The organism is Fluviicola sp. (genome assembly GCF_039596355.1).
GTDB lineage: Bacteria > Bacteroidota > Bacteroidia > Flavobacteriales_D > Crocinitomicaceae > Fluviicola.
The window spans coordinates 488,327-500,812 of sequence record NZ_JBCNJW010000002.1; the positions used below are offsets into that span (position 1 = coordinate 488,327).

A 12,486-nucleotide genomic window follows, 5' to 3' on the forward strand; every position below is an offset into this window, starting at 1 on the left:
GTATTCTAACAAACAGAAGAAGCTTTCTAAAACCAAAAGAAACGCTTATTTTTGTTCTCATGAAAACAATCCTGACAGCTACCATTGTTTTGTTCACAACGCTCAGTTTTGCGCAAGACCCGCCTGAGAAGTATCAAAAAATTTGGAATGATCTGAACGAAGGTGATGGTTCTTATGCCCAAAAAGAGTTGAAAAAAATCATCAAAAACAAGCCCAAAGACCCCTGGCCATATTGGTTGATGGGAATATCCATGAGTCATCGGCAAAATCAAAGCACCTGTGTGTATTTCGAACAGGCAATCACTGCTGACTCATCATTTGCTCCGGGCTATTACAATCTGGCTGCCTGCCTGGAATCGGATAGCTCGAATTATTCGCGCATTGAAAAACTATATACGAAAGCGATTGAGTTAGCCGATGAAAGTTATTATCATGTTGCCCGGGCAAGTGTCTATTTCGATCAAAAGAAATATGATTTAGCTATTCAAGACTGTAAAACAGCCAAATTGATCGATCCGGCAAACTGTTATTTCGCCAATCAGATTATCATCAAATCGTTATATGAACAGGGAAAAACATCCGAATTAAAAACATTCCTGAAATCAAATAATCCGACTGACGGAGCTGGCCCTCCTGAAGCAGAATATCAGTTTTTCCTGGGAGAATTGTATGAAAGTTGGGGAGAACCTGCAAAAGCCTGCCCTTACTTTCAACAAGCGGTTTCCGATACCGAATTCATGCTGGATTTGGTTGATCCGGGAGTATTGGATAAACAACTGGAACAATACCGCGCAAAAGTAGCGGCTGTTTGTAAATAAGCACAGAACACCGAAAGACCAGAGACCATGAAACCTCAATCCATGCTTACGGTGCGTTTTGTCAAACGCCTCCTGGCAGTGCTCATCGGGGCATTCCTTTTAATTGTATTTATCCCCGGAATCTCCCATATCGTGGGCTATACCCTGGTGTCGGCAACACTACTGACGATAGCTGTATTGCAATGGGGCTTTCCCAAAACGCAAATCACCGTAGATGAAGAATCCATTCGTTTTAAACGAGAATTCCAGCATTGGAATCCGCTCAAAAAATACTATTTGAATGAACTCGTCATTCCCCACGAACAGTGGGATAAATGGGTTAAAATCTTTTTAACGGACGTCGAAAATAATAATAATCAGAATTTCTATCTCTTTTTCAAAGACGACCGCTTGTGTTTTGCTGCGGAAACGCGCCAAAACGGTGACCTGGAATACTGGATTCAACAGAAATTCCCCGACCGAATCCTGGACACAAGACACAGTTTTAAACGATACGAAGATCGTTATGACAGGCTCAAGGAAAAACACCGGATGCGGGTGTTTTGAGAACATACCCAAACCAACACAGGGAAACTCCTATTCTTGTCCTGTCGAGTCCCAGACATCCGGGATATCGAGACAAGGGCACACAAAAAAGGAACCGGCTCTCACCGATTCCTTTCCATTATTTTAGCTATTTTTTTCCTACAAATTCGCGAAGAAATCGTTTCCTTTATCATCCGTGATGATGAACGCCGGGAAATCTTTGATCGTGATTTTACGCACCGCTTCCATTCCCATATCTTCAAAGTCAACCAGCTCTACGGAAAGAATGTTTTCTTTCGCCAAAATCGCTGCCGGTCCACCGATTGATCCCAGATAGAACCCACCGTGTTTCTGACACGCATTCGTAACATCTTTCGAGCGGTTTCCTTTTGCCAGCATAATCATGCTTCCTCCCATGCTCTGGAACAAATCCACATAGGAATCCATACGTCCGGCTGTCGTTGGTCCAAAACTTCCCGAAGGCATTCCTTCCGGCGTTTTCGCAGGTCCGGCGTAATAAACCGGGTGGTTCTTGAAGTATTCCGGCATCGGTTGTCCAGAATCCAGCAACTCTTTGATACGTGCATGCGCCGCATCGCGTGCCACAATCAGTGTTCCGTTCAGTTTCAAACGGGTTTTGATCGGGTATTTCGACAATTCAGCCAATACTTCGCTCATCGGTCTGTCCAGATCGATCGTTACCGGCGGTTCCAATTGCGGTGGAATCTCAGGCAACAAACGGCGCGGATTTTTCTCCAATTGCTCTACAAACAATCCTTCTTTGGTAATTTTTGCCTTGATATTTCGGTCTGCCGAACAGGAAACTCCCAATCCAACCGGACAAGAAGCGGCGTGGCGCGGCAAACGGATTACACGGACATCGTGCGTGAAGTATTTTCCTCCGAACTGTGCCCCGATCGTACTTTCCTGGCAAATCTGCTGTACGCGTTTTTCCCATTCCACGTCACGGAAAGCCTGACCTCCCATATTTCCTTCTGTCGGCAAATGATCGTAATACCCCGCAGATGCCTTTTTCACTGCAGCCAGGTTCGCTTCAGCGGAAGTTCCTCCGATCACAAATGCCAGGTGATACGGCGGACAAGCCGACGTTCCCAAATCCTTGATTTTTTCCTTGATGAATTCTTCCAGCGAAGCGTCGTTCAACAAAGATTTCGTTTTTTGGTACAGGAACGTTTTATTGGCAGAACCACCACCTTTTGCCAAAAACAAGAATTCGTATTTTGCTCCCTGAGAAGCATAGATATCGATTTGAGCAGGAAGGTTCGAACCGGAGTTCTTCTCTTCGAACATGTCCAATGCCACGATCTGGGAGTAGCGCAAGTTCTTTTCCTGGTACGTATTGTAAATTCCTTTTGAAAGCGCTTCAGCATCATTGACACCGGTATACACATCTTCTCCTTTTTTACCAACCACAATAGCAGTTCCGGTATCCTGGCAGGAAGGCAGTTGACCTTCAGCTGCAATCGTTGCGTTCTGCAACAGGTTGTAAGCCACAAAACGATCGTTATCCGTTGCTTCCGGATCATCCAGAATTGCACGCAGTTTCTCCAAATGAGAAGTACGCAGATAGAATGAAACATCGCTCAACGCTTCTTGTGCGAGCAGTTCCAGTCCTTTCGGATCAATCGTCAAAATTTCACGGTTTCCAATCTTCTCCACGCTTACATAGTCGGAAGAGATTTTGCGGTATTCGGTCGTATCTTTCAGGATCGGATACGGTTCCTGGTAAAAAAAGTCAGCCATAATTTGTCGTTTCGCATACAAAATTAATGAAAAACCGTTTTTGCAGGTTGAAATGACTAATTCAGAATGATGCTAAATTAGAAAAGAAAAATCCGCCGGAGACCAGACATCACTTGCACAACAAGTGTAATACGAAGGACAGTGCAAAGCACGCGAAGACCGGGCATAGTTCGTCACAGCGAACGCAATGCGAGGGACTAACCACATAGGTACATAGAACACATAGTTTTTATCACCCTCTTTTCGGCTCTTGCATCTTTGCATTCTATTCAAACATGATCTGCGGGATGTGCAAAATTCGCGGGAGAAACAAAGAAACAACAACTAATCCGATAAGTAGATCGTACCGGTATACTTCCAAAAACCCACGCCTTTAGGGATATTTCGTTGGAGATTTTGATAACTTTTGATGACTTCAAGGACTCTTTCTTTAAGCGTTTCATCAAAATTCCAGTTCCCTTTTTCAGTATCATCCATCTTTGCAGCATACACTTGTAAATCGTCAAACGTTCCGTTGCTATTCAATGTCATTCTCAGGTAGATTGTATGACGTGCCTCTTTTTTATCCGGAATAGCATGCAGTTTTAAATCCTGGCACAATTGCCTTTTCAAATCTTGTTTTCCGACCAGCAACTTCGAACAATCAAAAAGCGAATCCCGGGTATAAAATCCGGCATAAAACTTGACAAAGCTTCCTTTCTTTTCTGCATTTCCGGGAAGCAAATCCATTTTCATCTCCTGATAATCCACCCGGTAAATGGAATCATTCGTATAAATCAACAATCTTGCATTCTCCTGCTCAAAGTCCATTAAACGCGGGAAATAGGATTCTTCTTCCGGATCACTGCTTCCCTTTGTAAAAACGAGCATTTTCCCGACCTCCCCGTTCCGGTCATAGACTGTTGCAAAACACAAATCTTCGTCTTCTCCATCTTTTTCCGAAACATGAATCAGACGTTTACCGTCATCCGAAAGAAAAACCTGAGTGTCTGTAAAAAAGAGATTCAGTTTATACTTGAGCTTCCGCGTTTTTGCGTTAAAAACTGCCGTGTACCCCTTAGCGGAAGAGGTATTCGGCATTGCAACCAGGTAATGTGTTTTTGGGGCATTTAAACGGGCGTAAGGTACCGGTATTGCGACTTGGTATGCGTATACAGGGGAAGAAAATCCCAGCAGCATGAAAAAACACCATGTGGCAATCCATTTGATTTGAAAGAAGGTGGATTGTTTCATAAAATCGAAGATAAAAAGATTTGGCATAAATACAATTTCCCCCACTGAATAGCGTTTTTAATTACATTCGTAACAGATGAATTTATACTCCAATAAGCAGAAGTGGAAGATCGTCCTGCTGATCATTGCGCTCATTACCGTAGCGATATCGCTTTGGGTGTCCAATTCTACCGTTCAAAAAGTATCGGATCGCGAGCGCCTGCGTGCCAAGCAGTGGGCAGATGCCATCAAGAAAAAAGCAGAATTGGTCGAATTCACCAATCGTGCTTTCCAGCAGCTCCGCGGGTATGAACGCCGGAAGATCAAACTTTACCTGGAAGCAACCAAGGAAATTTCGAAGCCCATTGTCGGAGATGCTATCCCGGATTACCACTTCCCGATTACAATTATCAGTGAAAACAAAGACATTCCGGTAATTCTCGTCGATGGCGACCGGGAAATTTCCGGTTATACCAATATTGATTTTGACACCAGCCAGTTGCGCCCGCTTTACCCTGATTTGAGCAAGAGAGAACTGGTCAAAAAACTCGAAGACAGCTTGTTGGTTTTGACAGGTGTTTGGGCTAAGAAACACCCGCCGCTCAGTATCGAAGTGGTCAAAGGACTCACCATGACCTCGTATTACACCGATACCAAACGCACCATTCAGCTGGAAAAAGAGCGTGATTCGTTGATCAATGCCTTTAACAACGAGTTGATTAACGACTCGAAACTGGTTCCGGTTGTCTTGATGAACGGAGCAAAAGATTCACTCATTTCCAGTAATCTTCCGAAAGACAAAACCAGTCCGAAAAACCTGAAGAAAACCTTAAGTTCTTTGGAGAAAGTCAACGACCCGATTGTCATTTCGTTCGGTCCGGGACAAGAAAACCTGCTTTATTTTGACAATTCGGGGGAATTGAAACAGCTGCAGACTTTCCCTTACATCCAGTTTTTGATCATCGGACTTTTCATCTTCATCGGCTATTTGCTTTTCAGTACGTTCCGCAAAGCAGAACAAAACCAGGTTTGGGCAGGGATGGCAAAGGAAACCGCACACCAGATGGGAACACCGCTTTCGTCCCTCATGGCCTGGGTGCAGCTACTGGAAACGCAAAACGTAGACCCGGGAATCATTTCGGAAATGCAGAAAGATGTGGAACGTCTTGATACCGTTTCTCAGCGTTTTTCCAAGATTGGTTCGGAAACCCACCTGACGCAAAGTGATATCCGACTGACCGTTCAGGGCGTAATGGAATACCTTCGTCCGCGGATTTCACAAAAAGTCGAAATGGAATCACAAATCGGGAATGATGCCGTAATGGTGAACCACAACAAACAACTGATGGAATGGGTTATGGAAAATATCATCCGCAATGCCGTGGACGCAATGGAGTCCAAAGGAAAACTGGATGTATCCATCAAAACAGCTCCAGCACGCGTGTACATCGACATTTCCGACACCGGAAAAGGATTGCTTCCCAAACAATTCAAATCCATTTTTGAACCCGGCTATACAACCAAAAAACGCGGCTGGGGTCTGGGATTATCACTCGTAAAACGCATTGTGAAGGAATACCACAAAGGAAAGGTCTATGTGCTTCATTCGGAAGTGGGCAAAGGAACAACGATTCGAATTAGTTTGCCTTTGAAGTAACTCTTCAGAAGAATTTCTGATGCAGGTAGTGTCTGCGTCTCGATACGCTTCGCTCTCGACGGGACACAACATTCGGAAACGACCGTACATGATTTCCTGTCACTTCGAGTTTCGAAATGCAATGGAGCAGTATCGAGAAGGACAGATTATTTACACACTCACATCCATATTTCCGCACTTGAAATGCCCTTCCGGACAGACTTTTCCGCCGTGCAAACCACAGGGGCGGCACTTCAAATCTTCTGTTGTTTCGCGAATTTCACTGTCATCTGAAAGCGGTCCGAAACCAAAACGCGGAACCGTAGCGCAGAAAAAAGCAGTAACCGGAGCATTGACCGCAGTCGCCATGTGGAGCGGCCCCGAATCATTCACAAAACAACGCACTGCTTTTTCAAACAACGCACAGGATTCCAACAAATTCAGTTTCCCGGCCAGGTTGTTTTCTTCCGGCAAACCGGCAGCCTGAATGATCCGCTGACACAATCCGGCATCAGCCGGCCCGCCTACCAGGTATACTTTTCCTTTCTTTTGGAGATTATTTGCCAACTCAATCCATTTGGCTTCCGGAAGCTGCTTGGTGAACCACACCGATGCCGGAGCAAGCGTGTAAAAAGGTTCCTGCGTATACGCCGCCACTTTCTGCCGGTCTTCCAAAGCAGGATAAACAACCGGACGAACCAGTTTCTCCGCTCCGTGATGCGCAATGCATTCCAGGTTGCGTTCCACTTCATGCTTTCCGGTTCCGATCTCGTGTTTGACTTTGATGTCGTAGCAAAAAGAAAACGGGTTCTTGTCAAACCCCACCTTTCGTTTTCCACCGGAAAGAAACGTGATGATTCCCGAACTTCCGAAACGCTGCAGGTTAATCACCTCATCGTATTTGTTAGACCGGAAAACCTTGATCAAACGGCGCATTTCCTTCCATTTTCCTTCTTTTTTGTTGAACGAAAAAACGGTGTGGATCGCAGGATGATTCTTCAGAATGGACTCGTTTCCCTTCCGAACCAGTACATCAATCTCAGATTCCGGGTACAGGCGCTTCAATTCACGGATCACCGGAGTTGCCAGGATCACATCTCCCAAAAATGCTGTTTGAATGACTAAAAAGCGCTGCATGAGGCAAAAGTAAGTATTTACCTACACTTGGACTACTTTCTAAAATTTAGGCAGGGAATATTCCAAATCCACCAATCCGATTTCAAAGCGGTTTTTACTGATTTGCGCCCGCTCTTTTTTGGTAAAATCATTCTTCAGTCCAACCTGGGTACTGTACAATCTGTACCAAAAACAACCAATCGTACGAATAATAAAAGTAAATAATGAACAGGGTCTTCATATAACTGGTTTGAGTTCAGGAAATAAGTCAGATTTCATGCGATTGTTACAAAACCAACACATTTACATTACTTTTACAACCTGAAACAAGCGTATTTTATGAAATCCCTATTACTCGGTTTTGCACTTCTTTTTGTGTGTTTGAATGTGTTCGGTCAAAACTACTGGCAGCAGCAGGTGGATTATACCATCACGGTGAAACTGGATGATGTGAAACACGAACTGAGTGGTTTCGAACGGTTTGTTTATCACAACAATTCTCCGCAGACACTGGATTATCTCTACATTCATTTGTGGCCAAATGCGTATCTGAACGGAAAAACAGCTTTGGGGAAACAGCTGTATGAAAGCGATGAGCAATTGCTGACCTTCGGGAACAACTCTGTGAAAGGAGGTATTGATTCCTTACATTTCCAGGTAAACGGACAGGATGTTTCCTTCGAATTTGATCCAAAGAACCCGGATATTGGAAAATTACTGCTCCATACACCTTTGAAACCAGGTGAATCCATTACGGTCACCACTCCTTTTCACGTTCGCATTCCTTCCGGTGCGATTTCACGCCTGGGACACATCGAACAGTCTTATCAAATCACGCAGTGGTACCCGAAACCGGCAGTCTACGACAAAAACGGATGGAATCCCATGCCTTATCTCACACAGGGAGAGTTTTACTCCGAGTATGGAACCTTCGATGTGTCGATCACTCTTCCGGCAAACTACGTGGTCGGTGCTACCGGAGACCTTCAAACGGAATCAGAAAAGTATTTTATGGATGAACTGGCGGCATCGACGAAAGAGCATTATTCCTCATTGATCCGAAAAAAATATCCTAAATCCAATTTTCTTTATTCGGACCCGGAGTGGAAAACGATTCGTTATACCCAAAAGGATGTACACGATTTTGCCTGGTTTGCCGATAAGCGCTATGTTGTTTTAAAAGGCGAAGTCGAATTGCCTCATTCCAAGCGCAAGGTCACAACCTGGTCTTTGTTTACTCCCGAAAACGCAGCTCTGTGGGAACGCGCACCGGAATACATTCATGATGCGGTTCACTATTATTCGCTCTGGAATGGCGATTATCCCTACAGCCAGGTAACTGCCGTTGATGGAACCATTTCAGCCGGAGGTGGTATGGAATATCCCAATGTCACGGTGATCGGGAATGCCAGCAAACCAGAGGAACTGGAAGTCGTGATTGTACATGAAGTGGGACACAACTGGTTCTACGGGATTCTCGGGAGTAACGAACGCGTGCATGGCTGGATGGACGAAGGATTGAATACCCTGAACGAAATGCGTTACATGTATACCAAATACCCGAAAAACACGTACTTGTCGAATATGATCCTGAACGGACATTTTCATTTCGGGAGCCTGGGGCATTACGATTCGGGCGATTTTTCATACCGCATCTTAGCCGGAATGGGAGAAGATCAGCCCATTGAAACGCATTCGGCAGATTTCACCGGCACAAACTACGGAGTGGTGATGTACATGAAGACCGGGTTGGTTTTCAATTACCTGAAGGAATACCTGGGCGATACGCTTTTTGATCAGTGTATGCATGCCTATTACGACGAATGGAGCTTCAAGCACCCGCAACCGGAAGATCTGCGCGCAACCCTGGAACGCGTTTCCGGACGTGATCTTTCCTGGCTTTTTGTGGATCTGATTCAAACAACCAAACACATCGACTACAAGATTGCAAACGTGTCTTCATACAATGGGAAAACAACGGTCAAGGTTAAAAACGTAGGACAGGTTGACGGCCCGATTGAAGTAACCGGGTTCAAAGACGGACAAAAAGTGCAGACGATCTGGGTCGAAAACGGAAATAAAACATCTGAAACAACTTTCGACTCTGAGGTGGATGCCGTTCAGATCAATGCCAGCGGACGCATCCCGGAATTGAACCAGAACAACAATTACTGGCACCGGAAGGGATTATTCGGCAAGATTGAAACTCCGAAACTACAGTTCCTGGTCGGGAAGAAAAACCCACAACAAAGCAATCTTTTCTGGAGCCCGATCCTGGGGGGAAATACCTATGACAAGTTCATGCTGGGATTAGCAATCCACAACTTTAGTATTCCCAATCCCCGCTTCCAGTTTTTACTCGCTCCGATGTATGCATTCGGCAGCCAGCGGATTTCCGGAATTGCGGAGGTGAGCCGTACATTTCTACCGGCTAAAAACCTCAAACTTTCCCGCATCGGGATTTCACTCCGTTCTTTCAAGAACGATACTTTAGGAAGAAACGACGGGTATTACGTTTCCATTCTTCCCTACTGGACTGCGAAAATCGGAAACCGGAAAGGCGGGCCGATCAGTCAAAACATTCGTGTGCAATCCATGTACCGGCTGGATGTTTTCCGCCCGAAACAACGCGAATTGGTTGGCGGCTACCTCCAGTATAATTTCAACTACACCCGTGCAGACCACCAGTTTGGGCTGGAAGTGAGAACGGATCATGTTTCCAACCCGGTAAACAGCGATAACTTCACTCGTTCATCTGTTGCGGCAACGTATCAATACCGCTACATCAAAAACAAGCGTTCGCGCTGGGTAGAACTCCGTCTTTTCGGCGGGAATTACTGGAATTTCGACATGTATAATTCCGGGGCCGTTTCAGCGTATTCGTTTGCTCTGAGCGGTGCGAGCGGTACACAGGATTTGTTCACGGAGGATTATTTCTTCGGTCGCTCGATGCAAAGCGGTACCTGGTCGCAGCAACGCATGGAAAACATGGGCGGATTCAGATCTACAGCAGGAAACGGTGCTTCGGGCTATTTCGGAACGAGTACAGGCTGGATGGCCGCTGCGAATTTGTATCTCGAAACGCCGATCGGTCCAAAAATTTTCGGCGTGTATGCGGATTTCGGCGTATTCAACCAGGCGTATTCTCCCAAAACAGTTCAGGCTTACGATCTGGGGCTTGCCATGCGTTTAGGAAAGGTATTCGGAATTTATTTCCCGGTACTCCAATCGGAGAATATCACCAATGCCTACAGTTCTAAAAATTACGCGGAACGGATTCGTTTTACCTTGAAATTCAACCTGACGAATCAGCCGTTTAATCTGGTGAAGTTATTGGAGTAAAAACCGCACTTCTTCTCTCCTATCGGATCCCGGATAAACAAAACAGCCCGGATTCATGCATCCAGGCTCTTGGAAGAGATCGAACAGATCTTTACTGCTTGATTAATCTCACGGCCTGAGCACGATCCGTTTGAATCAGGTAAGTTCCCGTTGGTTGATCCGACAGATCAATTTGGGTCGTTGTTCCTGCTGTTGGCGTGATGCGCCGAATTAACTGTCCGACCAAATCAAACACCAAAATCTCCTTCGTTCCCGCCGGATGTTCAATGGTGACTGCTCCGCCAGTTGGATTCGGATAAAGAAAATCGTTCGTCAGGTACTGCCCGGAAAGTCCTAATGGTTCGCCGCAAGTGTATGACTCAAGACAGTCTACCGTTTCAGTTACCAAAATATCCGAAAAGGCTCCTGTTAGAATAATCAGACTGAAAGTGGACGACGGAAGTGTTTGCGCAGTAATACTGATCGGATGCCGCGTAACGGTGTTGATCGGTGTGATACTGCCCTGATCTCCGGCAATGGAACCGCAATACGATTGATCTTTCGAAATATGGGCATACCGGTCACCCGGCCAGGTGGAAGGAAGGGCCACCAAATAACCGCAATCGTGGCGTAACAGAATGGAAGGGTTGCTGGATGCATTTAAGTTGCCGGTTGCCGTTGAACCTGTAATGGTTCCCTGAGCATTCAGGTTGGTGATATCACCGTCAAACGACATCGACGTTGAAAACAAAACGCCTCCGTCGTATGAAGCACAAATGGTTCCCAACTCCCCCACTACATTTTTACACCAAACCGGTTGCAGCTGGTTGTTGAGTTTTAAAATACCGTCAATTCCGGAAGAAGCGTAAAATTTCAGGTAAATAGCAGCCGGGTCATGACTGTCCACATCCACAAATTTGTACCGGTCCACATCCAGGGTCTCTATCCGGTAATAGTAACTGCTCCCGGTATTCCCGTTCAGGTCGGTTTTAAGCAGGTAAGGAAACGTGACCTCCGGAGAAGTTTGCTGGGTATAGTTTCCAACAATCAGGAGCGAATCACCCAGGAGTTGAACGTCCCTGAAGAGCAAACGGGGAATGGCTGGAAGGGAGTATGATTTGACCCAAACGACTTGTCCGCTGTTGTTCATTTTCAGGAGCACAGGAATACTGGGATCCGAAGTGTATTCGTATTGAACTCCGGTCAAATAAAATCCGTCTGTTGCCGGCGTGATCGAATTCATTTTATAGGTACTCGAATTGAAAACCCGGTTGAAAATGATTGTTCCGGTTTGATCGATCCGCGTGAGGCCATTGTAACCGCTTGAAACATATACCAGCGTCAGCACATTGTTTTCATCGGTATAGCCTTTAAAGTCACTCAGGTGACTTACCCAGGTTTGAGATTCTTTCGACCAGATCAGCTGTCCTTTTCGGCCGATGTAATGAACAGAAAAACTGTTAATTCCGCATCCGGGATGAACAGATACGGTGTAATAAGTTGAATCCTGGCAAGGGATTATGGCGTGAACATCGTCGTTATAGTTTCTAAGATAGCGATATTGGCTTTGGGACATAGAACAAAAGAACAGCGATAGAAATATCGTGAGACATGTTTTCATAAACGTGTAGTTTGGATTTATTGTAACTAATAATCACCGGTGATTGTTCTGAAACTAAAGACTTAAGAAGTCTCAAAAAGGTTGCGCGATGCATCTGAAGAACACTAAGGTTCCCCGTGTTTACTGACAAAATTTACACTTAGAAGATGTGTCTTTTGACACGATCAATAGACATCGGAACACCCATTGTAAAGGCAATGGACTTAAAACAGGAAGCGCCAAAAGATACTCAGGTGATTCATTCCCGGTGGATCCTGTCACAACCAGGAGATCTCAACGATTTTCAATTTTCACGTTTCTCCCAAGCGTTTTAAACCGGTCTCCGTTTTCCTGAACCACGGTAATGGTCAAATGTCCGGTTTTACTAATATTCAGATCGCGGACCGTTCCGCTTTTACCTTTGTGGGTTCCATGGATTACCACACAGGAATCGCCGTCTTGTAATACTGGATTTTGAACGTCTTGTTTCATAA

Annotated in this window: 9 protein-coding genes; 4 read left to right on the plus strand and 5 right to left on the minus strand. The window is 45.3% G+C overall.

The window, feature by feature from the left end; translation table 11 throughout:
* Positions 1-59 precede the first annotated feature (59 nt).
* A complete protein-coding gene (locus ABDV94_RS07330) occupies positions 60-818 on the plus strand; it encodes a tetratricopeptide repeat protein (RefSeq protein WP_343606065.1) in 759 nt (252 codons plus the stop codon).
* Between the two features lie 27 nt (positions 819-845).
* Complete coding sequence (locus ABDV94_RS07335) at positions 846-1,364, plus strand: hypothetical protein (RefSeq protein ID WP_343606066.1); 519 nt, start codon at positions 846-848, stop codon at positions 1,362-1,364.
* 138 nt (positions 1,365-1,502) lie between these two features.
* Here ABDV94_RS07335 and ABDV94_RS07340 read toward each other — a convergent pair whose 3' ends face one another.
* Positions 1,503-3,107, minus strand: coding sequence for a fumarate hydratase (locus ABDV94_RS07340; protein WP_343606067.1), 1,605 nt, complete (start codon positions 3,105-3,107; stop codon positions 1,503-1,505).
* 324 nt (positions 3,108-3,431) lie between these two features.
* Positions 3,432-4,340, minus strand: coding sequence for a hypothetical protein (locus tag ABDV94_RS07345; RefSeq protein WP_343606069.1), 909 nt, complete (start codon positions 4,338-4,340; stop codon positions 3,432-3,434).
* 76 nt (positions 4,341-4,416) lie between these two features.
* Here ABDV94_RS07345 and ABDV94_RS07350 point away from each other — a divergent pair, with 76 nt between their 5' ends.
* Positions 4,417-5,976, plus strand: coding sequence for a HAMP domain-containing sensor histidine kinase (locus tag ABDV94_RS07350; protein ID WP_343606070.1), 1,560 nt, complete (start codon positions 4,417-4,419; stop codon positions 5,974-5,976).
* A gap of 150 nt (positions 5,977-6,126) precedes the next feature.
* On the opposite strand, the gene ABDV94_RS07355 is transcribed toward ABDV94_RS07350, so the two are convergent.
* Positions 6,127-7,092, minus strand: a complete 966-nt coding sequence (locus tag ABDV94_RS07355; protein ID WP_343606071.1) for a glycosyltransferase family 9 protein — start codon at positions 7,090-7,092, stop codon at positions 6,127-6,129.
* Positions 7,093-7,410: 318 nt separating this feature from the next.
* On the opposite strand from ABDV94_RS07355, the gene ABDV94_RS07360 reads away from it, so the two are divergent.
* Positions 7,411-10,413, plus strand: coding sequence for a M1 family metallopeptidase (locus ABDV94_RS07360; protein ID WP_343606072.1), 3,003 nt, complete (start codon positions 7,411-7,413; stop codon positions 10,411-10,413).
* Positions 10,414-10,504: 91 nt separating this feature from the next.
* On the opposite strand, the gene ABDV94_RS07365 is transcribed toward ABDV94_RS07360, so the two are convergent.
* Both ABDV94_RS07365 and ABDV94_RS07370 read right to left on the minus strand, forming a co-directional pair.
* Entirely contained in the window at positions 10,505-12,013 is a 1,509-nt protein-coding gene (locus tag ABDV94_RS07365; protein ID WP_343606073.1) for a T9SS type A sorting domain-containing protein, read from the minus strand.
* A 273-nt stretch (positions 12,014-12,286) separates the two neighbouring features.
* Positions 12,287-12,484, minus strand: a complete 198-nt coding sequence (locus ABDV94_RS07370; RefSeq protein ID WP_343606074.1) for an RNA-binding protein — start codon at positions 12,482-12,484, stop codon at positions 12,287-12,289.
* Positions 12,485-12,486 lie beyond the last annotated feature (2 nt).

Bases quoted from the DNA above. Each gene is read 5' to 3' on its own strand.
- ABDV94_RS07330 (WP_343606065.1), top strand. From the start codon at position 60: ATGAAAACAATCCTGACAGCTACCATTGTTTTGTTCACAACGCTCAGT.
- ABDV94_RS07335 (WP_343606066.1), top strand. From the start codon at position 846: ATGAAACCTCAATCCATGCTTACGGTGCGTTTTGTCAAACGCCTCCTG.
- ABDV94_RS07340 (WP_343606067.1), bottom strand. From the start codon at position 3,107: ATGGCTGACTTTTTTTACCAGGAACCGTATCCGATCCTGAAAGATACG.
- ABDV94_RS07345 (WP_343606069.1), bottom strand. From the start codon at position 4,340: ATGAAACAATCCACCTTCTTTCAAATCAAATGGATTGCCACATGGTGT.
- ABDV94_RS07350 (WP_343606070.1), top strand. From the start codon at position 4,417: ATGAATTTATACTCCAATAAGCAGAAGTGGAAGATCGTCCTGCTGATC.
- ABDV94_RS07355 (WP_343606071.1), bottom strand. From the start codon at position 7,092: ATGCAGCGCTTTTTAGTCATTCAAACAGCATTTTTGGGAGATGTGATC.
- ABDV94_RS07360 (WP_343606072.1), top strand. From the start codon at position 7,411: ATGAAATCCCTATTACTCGGTTTTGCACTTCTTTTTGTGTGTTTGAAT.
- ABDV94_RS07365 (WP_343606073.1), bottom strand. From the start codon at position 12,013: ATGAAAACATGTCTCACGATATTTCTATCGCTGTTCTTTTGTTCTATG.
- ABDV94_RS07370 (WP_343606074.1), bottom strand. From the start codon at position 12,484: ATGAAACAAGACGTTCAAAATCCAGTATTACAAGACGGCGATTCCTGT.